This is a genomic window from Rhodococcus opacus (assembly GCF_012396235.1).
GTDB classification, from domain to species: Bacteria; Actinomycetota; Actinomycetes; order Mycobacteriales; family Mycobacteriaceae; genus Rhodococcus_F; species Rhodococcus_F opacus.
Window position 1 is genome coordinate 64,494 of the sequence record NZ_JAAXPA010000012.1, and the last position, 17,770, is coordinate 82,263.

Here is a 17,770-nt window from a genome sequence, read left to right on the forward strand (position 1 = left end):
CGAGTCGGAAGATTACCCCACCGGACCGGCAACTACCAAAACCGGTCCGGCGAGACGCTCTTTTCCCAGCTCAGCCCTCGTCGTTTTCCGCGTTCAGTCCCGGTCGGCGAGCGTCACTTCGACGCCCCCGACGAGGTCGGAACACAGGTTGTAGATGAAGGCGCCGATCGTCGCCAGTGCGGTGAACAACACCATGTTCGCGAGACCGATGACGGCGGCGTATCCGAAGACCTGCCCGGCCGTCACGAGCCCGTCAGAGCTCGACTCCGCGACGATATCGGTGAACGCGTTGTTCAGCCGGTCCCACACGCCCATCCCGTCCAGGACGACGTACAGCAGGCCGACGGCCACCATCCACACGAAGAACAGCGACACCGAAATGACGGACGAGATCTTCAGCGTCGACCACGGATCGATCTTGCGGACCTGCACCGTCGCCCGGAGAGCCTCGCCCTCCTCGACCCGCTGCGGGGCCACGGCGACCTTCGGCTGCTGACCCGCGGCCGCTGCCCCGGGCAACGGGTGCTTGGCCTCGGACAGGTCCGGCATGTCCTTGGGGAGCACGTCCCGGTTGATGTGCCGGGTGGGTCCGTCGATCGCGGACGCCTTCGCCTTCGCGGCCTCCCGCTGAGTCACGGCACCGGCGGCTGCACCGGACACCGCACCGACCGCTGCCGTGGCCGCGGTCGAGGACGGTGTGCGATCGGGCCCCTCCTTGGGCGCGGGCTGACCCTTCGCCGGCGCCGACGGGTTCTGTGCGGGCGCCTTCTGGGTGGGCACGGCCTGGGTGGGAGCACCCCCGTTCTGCGCGCCCTGGGGTCGCTGACCCTGCGCCTGGGGCTGCTGCGTCTTCTGCGTCGGCGCGGTCTGCGGTTTCTGGACGTCCTGACCGGCGGGAGCCTTCGCTGCCGCGGCACCCGCCGCAGCCGCTGTTGCCGAGCCGTTGGCCGGGTTCGGCTGCCCCTCCGGGCGCGACTGCTTGGCACCGGCCCCGCCCTGCACGGGACGCTTCAGGTTGGTCTGCGGCTCACGCTGCATTCCCCGCTGCCACGGCGGAGCCTGATTTCCCCGGATGGACTCGGTGGGAGCACCGCCCGCGGGAGCCCGGTTGCCGGACGCCTGCTGCGGCGGGCCCTGATGCCCGGGAGCCTGCTGATTCGGAGCGTGACCCTGCTGCGACGGCGGCACGGGCCTGCCCTGCGGGGTCTGCGTGCGCGGACCCTGATGCTGGGGCGTCGACGGCGACCGGGCCGGATCGGCCGGAGCCTGCCGATCCGGTCGCCCGTCGGGAGCACCACCCGGCCGGGCAGCCGGCCCCGCCTGAGCGGGGCCACGACCGGCTGACGCCTGCGGCCCCTGCGGCGCGGAACCCTGCTGCGGGTTCGGTCGCGCCGACCCGTTCTGGGGAGTGCGGGAGGCCTGCTGCTCGGATGGCGCCTGATTGGCGGAACCCGGGTTCTGCCGGTCACTGCCTGGCTGGTTGGGAGTGCTCACTAGGACTCCTTAGCTCCTTTGCCGCTGCTCTCGGCGTTGTCGTCGGGTTCGTCCGGTTCGTCGGCATTGCGCGCGATCGCGAGCAGGGTGTCGCCTTCCCCGAGGTTCATCAAACGAACCCCCTTGGTCTGCCGACCGGCCTTGCGGACCTGCTTGGCGGCGGTGCGGATGACACCACCGCCCGACGTGATCGCGTAGAGCTCGTCGTCGTCGTTCACGATGAGCGCTCCGACCAGGGTGCCACGTTTCCGGTCGTACTGGATCGTGAGTACACCCTTTCCGCCGCGACCCTGGACCGGGTAGTCCTCCATGCCGGTGCGCTTCGAGTAGCCACCCGACGTCGCCACCAGCAGATAGGTGCCTTCACGCACCACGTTCAGCGACAGCAGTTCGTCGTCACCGTTGAATCGCATGCCCTGGACGCCGGACGTGGCGCGGCCCATCGGACGCAGCGCCTCGTCGGTGGCGGAGAAGCGGATCGACTGTCCCTGCGCGGAGACGAGCAGCAGGTCGTCGTCGGAGGAGCAGAGGACCGCGCCGACCAGTTCGTCCTCACCGCGCAGGTTGATGGCGACGATGCCGCCGCTGCGGTTCGAGTCGAAGTCGGTGAGCTTGGACTTCTTCACCAGACCGTTGCGGGTGGCGAGAACCAGGTAGGGGGCGTCCTCGTACGTCTTGATCTGGATGACGCTCTGGATGCGCTCGTCGGGCTGGAACGCGAGCAGATTGGCCACATGCTGCCCGCGGGCCGTGCGGCTCGCCTCCGGCAGCTCGTACGCCTTGGCCCGGTACACGCGGCCCTTCGTGGTGAAGAACAGCAGCCAGTCGTGCGTGGAGCTGACGAAGAAGTGCGAGACGATGTCGTCCTGCTTCAGCCCGGCGCCCTGCACGCCCTTGCCGCCGCGCTTCTGCGAGCGGTACAGGTCGGTCTTGGTGCGCTTGGCGTAGCCGGTCTCGGTGATCGTGACGACGACGTCCTCGCGGGCGATCAGATCCTCGTCGGCCACGTCGCCGTCGGCCGCGATGATGCGGGTCCGGCGGTCGTCGCCGTGCTTGTCGACGATCTCCTTGAGCTCGTCACGGACGATCCGGCGCTGACGCTCGGGCTTCTCGAGGATGTCCTTGAGGTCGGCGATCTCCCGCTCGATCTCGGCGAGTTCGTCGATGATCTTCTGACGCTCGAGGGCGGCGAGGCGACGCAGCTGCATCGCGAGGATCGCGTCGGCCTGGATCTCGTCGACGGTGAGGAGCTCGATCAGGCCTGCCCGCGCGATGTCGACGGTCTGCGACGCCCGGATCAGCGCGATGACCTCGTCGAGGGCGTCGAGCGCCTTCACCAGTCCGCGCAGGATGTGAGCGCGTTCCTCGGCCTTGCGGAGCAGGTACTCGGTGCGCCTGCGGATGACCTCGACCTGGTGGGCGACGTAGAGCCGGATCATCTGGTCGAGGCGCAGGGTGCGCGGCACGCCGTCGACGATGGACAGCATGTTGCAGCCGAAGCTGGTTTGCAGCTGGGTGTGCTTGTACAGGTTGTTGAGCACGACCTTCGCGACCGCGTCACGCTTGACGGTGACGACGATGCGCATACCCGCGCGGTCCGAGGACTCGTCGTGGATGTCGGAGATGCCGGCGATCTTCGCGTCGCGCACCTGCTCGGCGATCGACGTGATCAGGTTGTCCGGGTTCACCTGGTACGGCAGCTCGGTGATGACGATCGTGGTGCGCCCCTTGGCGTCCTCTTCGATCTCCACCACACCGCGCATGCGGACCGAACCGCGTCCGGTGGTGTAGGCGTCGTGGATGCCCTGGCCGCCGACGATCAGGCCGTGCGTCGGGAAGTCGGGTCCCTTGACGCGTTCCATGACCGCGGTGAGGGTGGACTCCTCGTCGGCTTCCCAGTTCTCGAGCGCCCAGTAGATGGCCTCGGCGACCTCGCGCAGGTTGTGCGGCGGGATGTTGGTGGCCATACCGACGGCGATGCCGCCGGAACCATTGATCAACAGGTTGGGGATACGGCTGGGGAGAACTGACGGTTCCTGTGTACGACCGTCGTAGTTCGGGGTGAAATCGACCGTCTCGTGGTCGATCTCACGCAGCATTTCCATGGCCAGCGGAGTGAGCCGGCACTCGGTGTATCGCATCGCGGCGGCGCCGTCGTTGCCGCGGGAACCGAAGTTGCCCTGGCCGTCGACGAGCGGGTACCGCAGCGACCACGGCTGGGCCATGCGGACGAGCGTGTCGTAGATCGAGGCGTCGCCGTGGGGGTGGTAGTTACCCATCGTCTCGGCGACCGGTCGCGCAGACTTCACATAACCGCGATCGGGCCGGTAACCGTTGTCGTACATCGCGTACAGAACGCGGCGGTGCACCGGCTTGAGGCCGTCTCGCACGTCGGGCAGCGCACGACCCACGATCACGCTCATCGCGTAATCGATGTAGCTGCTCTGCATCTCCTGCTGAATGTCGACGGGCTCGATGCGGTCGTGCCCCGGTCCCTCCGGCGGCAACGTTGTGTCAGTCATGAGCTCCTTCTTCTACTCGGCTTGACGTCTCCTCGCGGACTCGCGGTCCTGCACGACGTCGCGCAACCACCCGAGTCTATAGGTGCAGGTCAGCTGTGAGGGTGAAGGACTCGGGTGCGCTCATGAATCGGTGCCGCCGGAGTCGTCCGATCTACTGGAGTTCGAGCTCCCGGCCCTGGGTTTCGGCGGCGAGGGATTCGGCGGCGAGCATGTCGGCCTCGAGTTCGAGCTCGGCGGCGACGCGGTCGGGTGCCATCAGCAGGGCGGTGATCGGGATCGTGACCACGAGCATGCCCAGCACGAAGACGGGGAACAGGATCGAGAACACCTCGAGCCCGTCCGGGCGCGCCACGGCCAGGTCGACGGTGGCGCTCAGCCCGAACACGCCGGTGTAGTGCATGGCCACCAGTCCGGCGGCCACGACCACCGACGCCACGAGTCGCAGCGTGCGGGACTCGAGGGCCGAGATCGACCACATGATTCCGGCGCCGACGACCAGGCCGATCACGGCCGACGCTGCCGTCAGCAGGATGTCGGAGTCCACGGAACCCTGGATCTCGAGGGAGGCGACGATCGCGAGGTCCATTCCGGTGAAGCCGACGCCGAGGAGCACCGCACCGCCGGCGAGACGGCCGATCTCCACCGACGCGCTCGGCAGCCGGTGTTTCGTCGGCGGCGGGCTGATGATCAGCAACGCCACCGCGGCGGCCGCGACGGGCACCACGAACGAGACCGCGATCCACAGGACGTCGTAGCGCACCACGCTGCCGTAGACCTCGAACCCGACCATCGCGATGTAGTGCGGCAGCCAGGCGCCGATGCCGCCGATGGACAGCGCACCCCAGGCCAGCCAGAGGTACCGCTGCCTCGGGTTCGGCGCGGTCACCGCCTTGCGGGCGCTGGCGATCCCGACGAAGACGCCGATGAACGCCGTGACCGCGGCGAGGGCGACGATCCACGTGCCCATGGAGAAGTGCTGCAAGTCGTCCGACATGTTTCGAATCCTCAGTACGCGGCCGTGTGAAGCTTGGTCAGTGCGTATTCGGTGATCGCGACCAGAGCGCGTTTCGCCGATTCCCGGTCACGCGCGTCGATCGGGATGATCGGCACGTCCTCGGAGATCGCGAGGGCCGCGCGGATGTCCTCGATGGGGTAGCGCGGGGCGTCGTCGAATTCGTTGATCGCGACGAGGAACGGCAGTTGCCGGGCCTCGAAGAAGTCGACGGCCGCGAAACTCTCGTCCAGCCGGCGGGTGTCGATCAGGACGATCGCACCGATCGCACCGCGGATCAGGTCGTCCCACATGAACCAGAACCGGTGCTGACCGGGGGTACCGAACAGGTACAGCACCAGGTCGTCGGCCAGGCTGATGCGACCGAAGTCCATGGCGACGGTGGTCGTGCCCTTCTGCGGTGTCGCAGCCAGGTTGTCGACGCCGTCGCTGGCGTTGGTCACGAGCGCCTCGGTGCGCAGCGGGACGATCTCGGAGACAGCCCCCACCAGCGTGGTCTTACCGACGCCGAACCCGCCGGCGATCACGATCTTGGTCGAGGTCACCCGATTGCGGGGATCAGATTTCGCGAAGTCCACTGAGGACCCTTTCGATGAGTTCACGACGTTCGGAGTCGGTCGAGTCTTCCTTCAGGGTGGCCAGGATCTGCAGATGACCGGCCTCGACCAGGTCGGCGACCAGGACGCGTGCCACTCCGAGGGGTACGCCCACCCGGGCGGCGATCTCGGCGACCGAAGGCGACTGCTGACACAACGCGACGATCGCGGCGTTGACGTCGTCGAGTTCCCACTGCCGGTCCACCGACTGCGGCAGTGCCTGAATCAACGCTTCGAGCGCGAGCTCGACCGCAGGCCGGGTCCGGCCCGACGTCAGCGAGTACGGGCGCACGATGTTCGGGCCCGGCTGCTCCGAGTGGTGGTCGTTCATGGGCATGGGCTGGTCAGAGACCCTGCGGGGTGCGGGCCGTGGCCTGTACCGATGCGCCGACGCGGTCGACCAGGATCGCCATCTCGTAGCCGACCTGTCCGATGTCGCACTCGGCGTCCGTGAGGGTCGCGAGGTGCGAGCCGTCGCCGACGCTCATGAGCAGCAAATACCCGTGCTGCATTTCGACCACCGACTGCAGCACTCCGCCGCCTTCGAACAACCGGGACACACCGGCCGACAGGCTGGCCAACCCAGAGGTGACCGCGGCCAGCTGCTCGGCCCGGTCGATCGGGAGATGGGCGCTGGCTGCCATCAGGAGACCGTCCGCCGACACGAGCACGGCGTGGGAGACACCGGGCACGTCACTGGCGAAGTTCGACACCAACCAGTCGAGCGGTCGCGTGACGTCGGATCCATGAGCGGTGTTCATCGGTCTCCTTCAATGCTGTTACGTTCCGCGAGCCTCGTGGCCCTGCCGTTTCGGACGCCCTGCTGGTGACGACTGAGATTGGCGCGAATTGTCTCAGGGTCACGCACCCGGCGCAGTGTCCCCGTATTGTGCGCGCCTTCGACCGTGCCGGGAACCAGTCGGTCGCCGGGACGCCGCTTCGGCAGTCCGATCTCCGGGTCGACCTCGACGGGAGTCTCGCTGATCCGTTCGGCGGCGGACCATCCGGCGTCGCCGGCGGAATGCCAGACGCCGGGTGCGCCCTCGGCGCCGGTCGGATCGGTCAGCCAGTCGGACACCATGTCGGAGAAGATCGGGGTACCGCCGCCGGGCCGGGGTGTGGCCTCGGCCGACGGCGGGTCGATCCGCGACTGGAAGAACGACGCGGTCTTCGCCGAGTTGGTGCGGTAGCGGTGCCGGACCGGTGCCTGATCGTCGCCGTTCGACGACGTGGGCGCCGGCTGTTCCGCGGTCCGCGCCGCGATGCGGTTCTCGCTTCGTGGTGCGTGCGGTGCGTGCTGCGGCTGCGATTCCGCCGGTGCCGTCTCCGGGGTAGCCCCCTGCGGCCGCCGCACGGGCAGCTTCGGCATCGCCCCGGATCCGCGGACGTTGACGGTGTCCTGGGACTGCGCGGCCGGGGCACCGGCCGACGATCCCGCGCCGGCGGCGATGCCACTGGCACCGGGCTGACGTCGGGGCAGGCTCGTGCCCGACGCCGTCGTCACCGCGCCCGCAGGTGCCGGGCTCGGCGGGGGCGTGGACGGGGTGCGGGTCGGCAGTCCGTTTCGGGTTGCCGGCTTCTGCTGTCCGTTGTCCGTGCGCGGTGCCGGGGCCGCGGGTGCCGGAATGGCGGTGCGGACCGGCGCCGCGGGAATCCTCCGCTGCGGTCCGGTGTCCTGCCGGGCAGCCTGCGACACGATCAGCGCATTCGGGATGTGGATGCTCACGGTCACACCCGGGTTGCGGGCGGTGTCGAACGTCGACCGCAGGCGCACGGTCAGGCCGTGACGCTTCGCGAGGCGGCTCACGACGAACAGACCCATGTGGCGGGCGGTCTCGGGACCGACCTCACCACCCGACGCCAGACGCTCGTTGACGGCGCGCATGTCGTCGGCCGGGATACCGATACCGCGGTCCGCGATCTCGAGCAGCACCCCGCCGTCCACGGCGCGAGCGAAGCTGAACGTCACCGAAGTGTCGGGCGGCGAGGCGCGCAGCGAGTTGTCGACGAGTTCGGCGAGCAGGTGCACGACGTCCGTGACGACGGTGCCGCTGAGCGCGCCTTCGGGAGTCGCACCCATCTGCACACGCTGGTAGTCCTCGACCTCGGAGATAGCGGCACGCAGCACGTCGCCGAGCGGGATCGGCGCCGCCTGCGAACGACGCACGCGGGTACCGGCCAGAATCAGCAGGTTCTCACCGTTCCGGCGCATACGCGCCGCCAGGTGGTCGAGCCGGAACAGGCTCTCGAGTCGCTTCGGATCTTTTTCCTCGAACTCGAGATTCTCGATCAGGCCGAGTTGCTGGTCGACGAGCGACTTGCTTCGGCGCGCGAGGGTTTCGAACATGTCGTTGATCTGCAGGCGCAGTTGCGCCTGCTCACCGGCGAGCTTGAGCGCCTGCCCGTGGATGTCGTCCACGGCGCGGGCGAGCTGGCCGATCTCCTCGGAGGAGTGCACGGCCACCGGCTCGAACGACAGTGCCCGCGGATCGTCACTGGCCTTGATCTGCTCGATCGCCTCCGGAAGGTCGCGGCGCGCAGCCTTCAGCGCGCCGTACCGCAGGCGGCGGATCGGACCGATCAGCGACCGCGACACGAGGAGCGCGAGGACGAGGGCGGCGAGCAGGGTTCCGAGGACGATCGCCGTGTCACGCAGCGCGGCGGACCGGGTCTCGGCCGCACGGACCTGCACGGTGGACGCGATGTCGTTCGCCGCTTCGCTGGTCAGTTCCTGGTACACGTCACGGCTCGCGATGAGCGAGGAGCGCAGCTGCAGGATGGGCAGCATTCCGCCGCGCGCCGCGTCCGCCAGGCCCTGGTCGATGAGGGCGTTGCGGTCGTTGATGTTGTTTCGCAGCGTCTCGAGACGGGCATCACCCTTGGGGTAGTACCGGTCGAGGACGTCGAGGAGGCTCGATTCGGCGCCGGCGGCCGCGACGACGGCCGAGGTGGGAATGTCACCCGTGCGGGCCTTCTCCCGTCCGTCGGGACCGGCGTAGACGTCCTTCACGATCACGAGGCCCATGGCCTGCTCGAACAGACGACGCTGCGCCTGCCACGCGTTGGTCAGCTGGTAGCCCTTGTCGACGACTTCGCTGTCTTCGATGGGACGCACGATGTCGTCCACTTCGCGGATGAAGTCCGCGGCGAACGCGCGCTGGCGTTCCGCGAGCAGGTCGGTGGCGACGCCCGGGGAATCCATCAGATTCAGGAGGGCGCGGCCGTCCGAGACGGTCTGGTTGATGGAACTCGCGACGGCGGGATCCAGCTCGGGGTTCCGGGCCTCCTCGGACACGTCGTTCATCAAGGATTCCGCGTCCTCGCGGTCCTGCTTGGTGAGGGTGCCCGAGGCGTAACCACTGGTCACGGTACCCATCGAGGCCTCGAGGGCCACGATGTCCGGGACGACGACGATCTGGTCGGCCGCCTCGGTGAAGTGGACGGCGTTACTCAGCTCGCCCTGCACACGGAGCCCGCCGAGCACCATGGCGACGGTGACGGGAACTGCGAGAACCGCGGTGACCTTCCACCGCAGGCCCCAACCCTCGATATCCCAGAACTTTGCCCGGGGCGGCGAATCGTCGCTCATCCCACGCTTCCTTTCCAACCACTCATAGCTTGTCGCTCTGTGCTCGTGACCGCGCCTGCGGCAGGACAGTCGTACCGGCCCGGACGACACGCGTCGACAGAGGAAAGTGATCGATCAGTTGCGCTGTGCGCAACGCTGCCCGACGCACCGATTTCCGAATGTAACGAGTTCATCACATCCCCATGGGGAACGTTCTTACCACAGAAATTCCCCGATCCTTACTTCCAAGTAACATGCGCACCACCGATCCCAGACGTTGCCGTCGCGGGGGGATCAGCGGACCAGGCTACACAGAATCGCGGTTCACAGTCGAGGACGGATTTCCGCGTCACCCGGTTCTGTAACCGGCCCAGACGGGTGCAGCCACCGGGGTCTTCCGACCGCCGGTGGCTGCACGATATCCGTAATCTCTTGTGCCGGATACCTAGACGTCGAGGAAGCGGACGTCCTTGGCGTTACGGGTGATGAAGCTACGCCGGGCCTCGACGTCCTCACCCATGAGAACGCTGAACAGCTCGTCGGCTGCGGCCGCGTCGTCGAGCGTCACCAGACGCAGAACGCGCACCGTCGGATCCATGGTGGTCTCCCACAGTTCCTTGGCGTTCATCTCGCCGAGACCCTTGTAACGCTGGATGCCGTCGTCCTTGTTGATCTTCTTGCCGGACTCGAGACCGGCCTTGACCAGGACGTCGCGCTCGCGGTCGGAGTACGCGAACTCCGGGTCGCTGCGCTGCCACTTCAGCTTGTACAGCGGGGGCTGTGCCAGGTAGACGTGACCGTGCTCGACGAGCGGGCGCATGAAGCGGAACAGCAGCGTGAGCAGCAGCGTTGCGATGTGCTGGCCGTCGACGTCGGCGTCGGCCATCAGCACGATCTTGTGGTACCGCAGCTTCGCGATGTCGAATTCGTCGTGGATGCCCGTGCCGAACGCGGTGATGATCGACTGGACTTCCGTGTTCTTCAGCACACGGTCGATGCGTGCCTTCTCGACGTTGATGATCTTTCCGCGCAGCGGCAGGATCGCCTGGTACATCGAGTCGCGGCCGGACTTGGCCGAGCCGCCTGCGGAGTCGCCCTCCACGATGTAGATCTCGGACTTGCTCGGATCGTTGGACCGGCAGTCGGCGAGCTTGCCCGGCAGACCGCCGAGGTCGGTGGCGCTCTTGCGGCGCACCAGTTCGCGGGCCTTGCGGGCGGCGACGCGGGCCTGCGCCGACGACACCGCTTTGTTCACGATGGTCTTCGCGTCGGCCGGGTTCGCCTCGAACCAGTGCGACAGGTGCTCGTTGCTCGCCTTCTGGACGAACGACCGGACCTCGGTGTTACCGAGCTTCGTCTTCGTCTGACCCTCGAACTGCGGTTCACCGACCTTCACGGAGATGATCGCCGCGAGGCCCTCACGGATGTCGTCACCGGTGAGCTTCGGGTCCTTCTCCTTGAGGAGCTTCTTGTCGAGCGCGTACTTGTTGACCGTCGCCGTCAGAGCGGAACGGAAGCCCTCTTCGTGGGTGCCGCCCTCGTGGGTGTTGATGGTGTTCGCGAACGTGTGGACCGACTCCGAGTAACCGGAGTTCCACTGCATCGCGATCTCGAGTTCGTGGCCGGTGCCCTTCGCGGTGAAACCGACGACGGAGTTGTGGATCGGCTGCTTCGTGCGGTTGATGTGCCGCACGTAGTCCTCGAGGCCGCCCGGGTAGTGGTAGACGCGGGTCTTCACCTTGTGCACGGCAGGCGCATCCGCCTCGGCGGACTCGTCCTCGGCGGTTTTCGGCGCGTCCGCGACCTGACTGACGACCTCTTCGGTGACCTCGGCGTCGCTGACGCGCTCGTCGGTGAGGGTGATCGTCAGGCCCTTGTTGAGGAAGGCCATCTCCTGGAGGCGGCGCGCGACCGTCTCGAAGCTGTAGACCGTGGTCTCGAAGATGTTCGGGTCGGCCCAGAACGTGACCGTGGTGCCCGTCTCCTTGGTGGCCTCGCCCTTGACGAGTTCACCCGGCTTCGAGTCGGTGTAGGTCTGGTTCCATTGGAAGCCGTCGCGCTTGATGTCGACGTCGAGCCGGGTGGACAGCGCGTTGACGACGGAGATACCGACACCGTGCAGACCGCCGGACACGGCGTAGGAGTCGGAGTCGAACTTGCCGCCGGCGTGGAGCTGGGTGAGGACGACCTCGACGGTGGGGACACCGGAGGCGTGCATCCCGACGGGGATGCCTCGACCGTCGTCGACGACCCGAACGCCACCGTCCTCGAGAAGGGTGATCTCGACCTTGCTGGCGTGGCCGGCCATGGCCTCGTCGACGGAGTTGTCGACGACTTCCCAGATCAAATGGTGGAGACCGCGTTCACCGGTGGAACCGATGTACATACCCGGTCGCTTACGAACGGCTTCGAGTCCCTCGAGGACGGTGATGGAAGAAGCGCCGTAGTCCTTGCTGGAGGTGCTTTTGTCTGACTTCTGGGCAGCCACGGGTGGGTAGCTCTCCTTCTCCGTCCAATGCCCGACGCAGGCGCCCACCGCCCTGGTCGGGCACGCGGGAGACGAGAATCGGGAATCTTGCCGCTAGTTACCTCGGCCATCTTACTGGTACGTCAGCGCCAGGAGCGTGCTATGACACCCCTGAGCGCCCCGTAGACGAATTTTCAGGGCGTCTCGGGAGTGAAAACCTAGGCCGAAGCGCTCTCGGACGGGCCGTCCGAGAGATCCGCCCACTGCCGGTCCTCGACGTCCAGCACGAACTCCGCGGCAAGTTGTGCGATGTCCTCGGCGTGGGAGATCGGCGACCAGTGCCCGGCGTCGACCTCTCGACGGCGCAGGTCGGGTGCCCATTTCTCGGTGTCCTCGTAGCCGACGGGCCGCACCGCCTTGTCGTTCTTGTTGAGGATCAGTTGGACGGGGACGTCGGTGTACCGCTCGCGCGGCCTCAGCAGACTCGTGCGGATGTTGGCGCGGTACAGCTTGAGACCGTTGACCATGTCGTCCGCCAGCGTCGGCGCCGGACGCACCAGCGCGGGATCGAGGCGGTCGAAGAACTTCAGGAACGCCGGCCAGTGCCGGGAGAACCAGAGCCGCAGCGGCAGCGTCGCCAGGCCCGGAATCTGGAACAGGACGGTGTAGCCGGACGCGACGGCCTGCGCGAGCGGCCCGCCGAAGCTGCGGTCCGAGATGCGGCGGCGCAGCCACTTGCCGAGGTGATCGAGGTTGGGGCCCGAGACCGAGGTGAACGACGCGATCCGCTCGCGGGCTCCCGGTTCGCAGACCGCCTCCCATGCCTCCACCGATCCCCAGTCGTGGGCCAGCACGTGCACCGGCCGGCCCGGGCTCACGGCATCGATCACCGCGAACAGGTCACCGGCCAGGGCGGGCAGCCGGTAGTCCTCGACCCGGGTGGGCACGGTGCTCCGGCCTGCGCCGCGGCTGTCGTAGCTGACCACCCGGAACCGCTCCGTCAGGAAGGGCACCACCCGGCTCCACAGGTCGTGGGTGTCGGGCCAGCCGTGCACGAGCACGATCGTCTCGCCGTCGGGGTTGCCCTTCTCGAACACGGCGAGTTCGACGGAACCGTTGGTGATCCGCCGGGCGGTACCGGATGTGGATGGAGTCATGGTGGGTCCTCTGGTCGTCGTGCGGGTTCGGGTTTGACGGTGGGAACTACAGATCGAGGACGAGACGGCCCCGGTCGGCGCGGGACACGCAGATCAGCATCTCGTTCTCCTGCTCGGCGTCGGTGAGCCGCGTCTCGCGGTGATCCGGGGTGCCGGAGAGCACCTTCACCCTGCAGGTGCCACAGAAGCCCTGCTGGCACGAATATCCCACTCCGGGCATCGTCTTCTTGATCACCATCAGTGCGGATTCGTCGGCGGGCACGGTGAGCACCTCACCCGTGCTGACGAGCTGCACTTCGAATTCGGTGCCGTCGAGCACCGGCGGCGCCCCGAACCGCTCGAAATGCAATGCGGTGGCCGGGCTTCCGGGGAACGCACGGCGCACGGACTCCAGCATCGGCGTCGGACCGCAGCAGTAGACGGCACCGCCCGGCGCGGCGCGCCCCAGCAACTCCTCGGCGGTCGGCAGTCCGAACTCGTCGTCGGGACGGATGAAAACCCGTGACCGGTCGAACGTTTCGATCTCGTCGAGGAACGGCATCGACTCCCGTGACCGGCCGGAGTACACGAACTGCCAGTCCATTCCGAGTTCGCGCGCCGCCCGGACCATCGCGAGGATCGGCGTGATGCCGATGCCGCCCGCGACGAAGAGCGCGCTCCCTTCGCCGACGAAGGGAAACCCGTTGCGGGGGCCGCGAACCGTCACCGGGGCACCCGGTTCGAGCGCGTGCATCTCGAGGGATCCGCCACCGCCGTCGGGGATCCGGCGAACGGCGACACTGTAGCCCGTGCGGTCCGCCGGGTCCCCGCACAGCGAGTACTGACGTCGCAGCCCGGACGGCAGGTGGAAATCGAGATGCGAACCCGGCTGCCACGCAGGGAGTTCCGCGCCGTCCTCGGCTTCGAACCGCAACTGGACGACGTTCTCGTCCCGTGCGACGACGTCACGCTGGGAGACAACCATTTTCATCGCCACGTCCGGGTTGTGACCGGCGACGCCCGGGTTGTACTCGTACGCGGTGAGAACACCGAGGTACTTGGCAGCGACGGCCTCGGTGATCCGCATCGCGCGGTCAGGGCGCGGTCGCCCCTTGATGTCCGGGGGAGCGTCGTAGCGGGGCAGTCCCTGCCCGGTGAGCACCTCCCGCACCTGCGACAGCTTCATCGCTCGGCCGCCTGAGCTGCCGGCGAGGACGCCAGGTACTTCACGGCCTGCGCCGTCGAACCCTCGTTGCTCGGGTGGTACGAACGCGTGAAGTACGTCGACATCCGCTTGCCGAGTTCCCGGGCCGTCGGGAGGGTGCCACGCTTGCCTGCCGCGAAGAAATCGGTCAGGTGCGGCTTGCGCCGGTGCGCCGACCACTGGGCGAGCTCCGGATCGTTGCGCATGAGGAAACGGGTGCCGCGCACCCACAGCCACACGATGACCGGGGTGACGATCACCTGGGTGCGGATCCGCCGGGACTCACGCTTGTCGAAGTACCGCATGACGTCGTAGGCCACGGAGCGGTGCTCCACCTCCTCGGCGCCGTGCCAGCGCAGCAGGTCGAGCATCGTCGGATGCATGCCGGAGCGGTCGAGTCCCTCGGCATTGAGGACCCAGTCGCCGAGGAACGCGGTGATGTGCTCGATGGCGGCGATGACCGCCAGCCGCTCGATCAGGTAGTTCTTCTCCCGCAGACCGGTCAGCGGTCGCGGTCCGAGGATCTTGGAGAAGGTCCATTCCATCTGCTCGGTGAAGGGCGTCGGATCGAGACCCTTCTCCTTCAGGTGCGCCAGCACGCCGGTGTGGGCGTTGGCGTGCATCGCCTCCTGGCCGATGAACCCGACGACGTCGTCGCGGAGCCGCTCGTCCTCGATCAGCGGCAGTGCCTCTTTGAACGTCTCGACGAACCACTCCTCACCGGCGGGCAGCAGAAGGTGCAGGACGTTGAGGACGTGCGTGCCGAACGGGTCGCCCGGGATCCAGTGCATGGGGAGGTTCGACCAGTCGAACTCCACGTTCCTGGCCTGCAACAGGATGTGGTCCGGTTCGGGGATCGCGTTCCGGGGTGCAGTCGGGGCGGACATCTCATTACTCCTTCGTGCCGGCGGCTGCGCCACGACGAAGGCTTGTGGCACAGTTCACTCGAAAACTTGGAGTAACTGTAACACCGGGTAATAGACAAAACTAGGGACCGAACGTCCGCTCCGGCCTATCCGTAGGTGTCCCGAGGTCCGCGCCCCCGGATGTGCCGTTCGCCTTTTCGCCAGCTCGGGGCGGTCGGACCGGTGATCCGCAACGACTTCACGACGCCGTCGCCGACGGCCGCAGCAATCTTCGCGAGAATCTGCGACTGCATCATCCGAAGCTGCGTCGCCCAGGCCGTCGACTCCGCGGAGACGCTGAGAATCCCGTCCCGCAGCCCCGTCGGTTCGGCGTGCGCGGCGATGTCCTCACCGACCACCTGTACCCACCGACCGAGGACCGTCCCCTCCGACACCTTGGGCGACCAGCCGCGTTGTTTCGCGATCGCGTTGGTCAGCGCACCGAACGGCTGCGGGTCGCGGTCGTCCGGTCCGGGACCCGACCATCCGCGTCGACGCCGGGCGCGCAGGGCCCGGACACCCGTTCCGGATCGGCGGCCCTGCCCGACGGATTTTCCGCTGGCCTTCGCCGCGGCACGCGCCTCCTCCAGGGCACGGCGCGCGAGGTCGATTCCCTTCACCTCCGGTTCGGGGGCCGCAGCCGGTGCGGTGGGTTCGACGTCATCCGTCACGGCGGTCCTCCGTCTCTTCCACAATGTGCGATATTCGTCCTCGATCGGTGTCGCGGGCCTCCACACCGAATCGGACGGCGTCGAGTTCCTCCGGAACATCTTCCGGCACGGCCGCCGTGATCAGCACCTGTTCCGCATCCAACGCGACCTTGGCGAGTGCGCGCCGTCGACGACGGTCGAGTTCGGCGAACACGTCGTCGAGCATGAGGACGGGATCGCTGCCCTCCGAACGCAGCAGTGCGAATCCCGCCAACCGCAACGACAACGCGAACGACCACGACTCACCGTGACTCGCGAATCCCTTCGCCGGGGTGTCGCCGAGCTGCAATTCGAGATCGTCACGATGCGGGCCGACGAGACACACACCCCGCTCGATCTCCTTGGAGCGCATCACGGACAGCTCCTGGAGAAACCGCTCCTCGAGAAACGCGACATCGCCAGCCTCGGGCGCTCGAGCCGGTTCGGTGAACTCCGGCGGCAGCGAGGACCCCAGACTCGAGCGGTAACGGATGCTCGCGGGCCTCGACTCCGGCGCCAGCGATTGGTACGACTCGGCCAGGTGCGGCGCGAGATCGTGGACGAGGTGAAGCCTTCCGGCGAGCAGCTGCGCGCCGTGTGCAGCGAGATGTCCGTCCCAGACCTCCAGCGTGGCAAGGGCACTCGCGCCGTCCTCGCTCGGCTGGCCGCCGCCGCGCGACACCCGTCGCAACGCGCCGCCTGCCGTCTTGAGCAGCGCCGACCGCTGCCGCAGCACCCGGTCGTAATCGGCGCGCACCGCCGCCATCCGCGGGATACGGGACGTGAGGAGCTCGTCGAGGTAGCGTCGCCGATCACCCGGATCGCCGCGGACCAGCGACAGATCCTCCGGCGCGAACAGCACCGTCTGCAGAATCCCGAGAATCTCCCGCGGCCGCCGGGTGGGCGACTGGTTGATCCGCGCCCGGTTGGACTTGCCCTCGTTCAACTCGAGATCGACGGTCAGTTCCCGGCCGGTGTTGACGACCGTGGCCCCGGCGAATGCCTGACCGGTGCCCGTCCTGATCAGCGGGGCGTCCGAGCTGACCCGATGAGACGAGAGGGTCGACAGGTAGCCGAGCGCCTCGAGCACGTTCGTCTTGCCGTGTCCGTTGGGTCCGACGAAGACGGTGCAGCCCGGACGCAGGGTGAGACCGAGGGCGTCCCAGGAACGGAAGTCTCTGAGCGAGAGTGCGCGAACGAACACCTACGTTCCAGAACCGGCTTCTGCCTCGCCTGCCGCCTTCTTCACGGCGTGACCACCGAACTGGTTGCGCAGCGCCGAGACGGCCTTCATCGCGGGGGAATCGTCCTGACGGGACGCGAACCGCGCGAACAACGCGGCCGAGATCACCGGTGCGGGCACCGCGTGGTCGATCGCCTCGAGCACCGTCCAGCGTCCCTCACCGGAATCGTCTGTGTAACCGGAGATCTCGGCGAAATCGGGATCCTCACCCAATGCCTTGACGAGCAGCTCCAGCAGCCACGACCGGACGACCGTGCCCTTGGTCCAGGCGCGCAGCACACCGTGGACGTCCGTGACGAGGTCTTCCGCCTCGAGCAGTTCGTAGCCCTCGGCGTACGCCTGCATCAGTCCGTATTCGATGCCGTTGTGGACCATCTTCGCGTAGTGGCCGGCGCCGACCGGGCCTGCGTGGACGAAGCCGTCCGCACGCTCACCCTCGGGACGGAGAGCGTCGAAGACCGGCAGCGCCCGCTCGACGTCCGCGTCCGATCCGCCGACCATCAGCCCGTAGCCGTTCTCGAGTCCCCACACCCCGCCGGACACACCGCAGTCGAGGTAGCCGATGCCGCGGGAACCCAGCAGCTCGCCGTGGATTTTGTCGTCGGTGTATCTCGAGTTGCCGCCGTCGATCACCAGGTCGCCGGTCTCGAGCACCGACGACAGTTCGGTCACCGTGTCCTGGGTGATCTTTCCCGCCGGAACCATCACCCAGACGACTCGCGGAGACTCGAGTCGCTGAGCGAGCTCCGCCAGCGATGCCACATCCGTGACCTCGGGGCGGGGGTCGTAGCCGACCACCTCGTGCCCGTGCGCGCGCAACCGCTCGCGCATGTTGAATCCCATCTTTCCGAGCCCGACCAACCCGATCTGCATCGTGATCTCCGTCCACTCGTGAGATTTCTTTCGGCAGTACTGGTTTCGCTTCCGCGAAATC

The 17,770-nt window shown here is 67.6% G+C and carries 14 protein-coding genes; all 14 read right to left on the bottom strand.

The genetic code is table 11. The annotated features are described in order from the left end of the window. Nucleotides 1-93: 93 nt before the first annotated feature. The gene (locus tag HGB39_RS17900) at nt 94-1,494 is read right to left on the bottom strand and encodes a DUF3566 domain-containing protein (RefSeq protein ID WP_231137777.1); all 1,401 of its coding nucleotides are present in this window, start codon (nt 1,492-1,494) and stop codon (nt 94-96) included. Further along, nucleotides 1,494-4,016 carry a DNA gyrase subunit A gene (gene gyrA, locus HGB39_RS17905; RefSeq protein WP_005249092.1) on the bottom strand — a complete coding sequence of 841 codons (2,523 nt, stop codon included), beginning with the start codon at nt 4,014-4,016 and terminating at the stop codon, nt 1,494-1,496. The genes HGB39_RS17900 and gyrA overlap by 1 nt, the downstream gene beginning before the upstream one ends. A 151-nt stretch (nt 4,017-4,167) precedes the next feature. Next, nucleotides 4,168-5,010: an MHYT domain-containing protein gene (locus HGB39_RS17910; RefSeq protein WP_005561077.1), complete on the bottom strand. Its 843-nt coding sequence runs from the start codon at nt 5,008-5,010 to the stop codon at nt 4,168-4,170. 11 nt (nt 5,011-5,021) lie between these two features. Further along, nucleotides 5,022-5,573 (bottom strand): GTP-binding protein, encoded by a 552-nt coding sequence (locus HGB39_RS17915; protein WP_005249094.1) that lies wholly within the window; start codon nt 5,571-5,573, stop codon nt 5,022-5,024. Between the two features lie 13 nt (nt 5,574-5,586). Continuing rightward, on the bottom strand, nt 5,587-5,961 hold the full coding sequence (locus tag HGB39_RS17920) for a DUF742 domain-containing protein (protein ID WP_005249095.1): 375 nt from the start codon (nt 5,959-5,961) through the stop codon (nt 5,587-5,589). Nucleotides 5,962-5,968: 7 nt separating this feature from the next. Beyond that, nucleotides 5,969-6,385: a roadblock/LC7 domain-containing protein gene (locus HGB39_RS17925; protein ID WP_005249096.1), complete on the bottom strand. Its 417-nt coding sequence runs from the start codon at nt 6,383-6,385 to the stop codon at nt 5,969-5,971. Next, nucleotides 6,382-9,213 carry an ATP-binding protein gene (locus HGB39_RS17930; protein WP_005561080.1) on the bottom strand — a complete coding sequence of 944 codons (2,832 nt, stop codon included), beginning with the start codon at nt 9,211-9,213 and terminating at the stop codon, nt 6,382-6,384. The genes HGB39_RS17925 and HGB39_RS17930 overlap by 4 nt, the downstream gene beginning before the upstream one ends. A gap of 424 nt (nt 9,214-9,637) precedes the next feature. After that, nucleotides 9,638-11,680 carry a DNA topoisomerase (ATP-hydrolyzing) subunit B gene (gyrB, locus tag HGB39_RS17935; RefSeq protein WP_043787085.1) on the bottom strand — a complete coding sequence of 681 codons (2,043 nt, stop codon included), beginning with the start codon at nt 11,678-11,680 and terminating at the stop codon, nt 9,638-9,640. Between the two features lie 197 nt (nt 11,681-11,877). Then, nucleotides 11,878-12,816 carry an alpha/beta fold hydrolase gene (locus HGB39_RS17940; protein ID WP_005561084.1) on the bottom strand — a complete coding sequence of 313 codons (939 nt, stop codon included), beginning with the start codon at nt 12,814-12,816 and terminating at the stop codon, nt 11,878-11,880. 46 nt (nt 12,817-12,862) lie between these two features. After that, nucleotides 12,863-13,981, bottom strand: a complete 1,119-nt coding sequence (locus HGB39_RS17945) for a PDR/VanB family oxidoreductase (RefSeq protein ID WP_064080185.1) — start codon at nt 13,979-13,981, stop codon at nt 12,863-12,865. Then, nucleotides 13,978-14,886 carry a metal-dependent hydrolase gene (locus HGB39_RS17950; RefSeq protein ID WP_007301426.1) on the bottom strand — a complete coding sequence of 303 codons (909 nt, stop codon included), beginning with the start codon at nt 14,884-14,886 and terminating at the stop codon, nt 13,978-13,980. The genes HGB39_RS17945 and HGB39_RS17950 overlap by 4 nt, the downstream gene beginning before the upstream one ends. Before the next feature lie 125 nt (nt 14,887-15,011). Continuing rightward, complete coding sequence (locus HGB39_RS17955; protein WP_005263477.1) at nt 15,012-15,575, bottom strand: DUF721 family protein; 564 nt, start codon at nt 15,573-15,575, stop codon at nt 15,012-15,014. Further along, entirely contained in the window at nt 15,565-16,797 is a 1,233-nt protein-coding gene (recF, locus tag HGB39_RS17960; protein WP_005263478.1) for a DNA replication/repair protein RecF, read from the bottom strand. Before recF ends, HGB39_RS17955 begins: the two co-directional genes overlap by 11 nt. Then, nucleotides 16,798-17,769 carry a phosphogluconate dehydrogenase (NAD(+)-dependent, decarboxylating) gene (gnd, locus tag HGB39_RS17965; protein WP_259465776.1) on the bottom strand — a complete coding sequence of 324 codons (972 nt, stop codon included), beginning with the start codon at nt 17,767-17,769 and terminating at the stop codon, nt 16,798-16,800. Between the last annotated feature and the right edge of the window lies 1 nt (nt 17,770).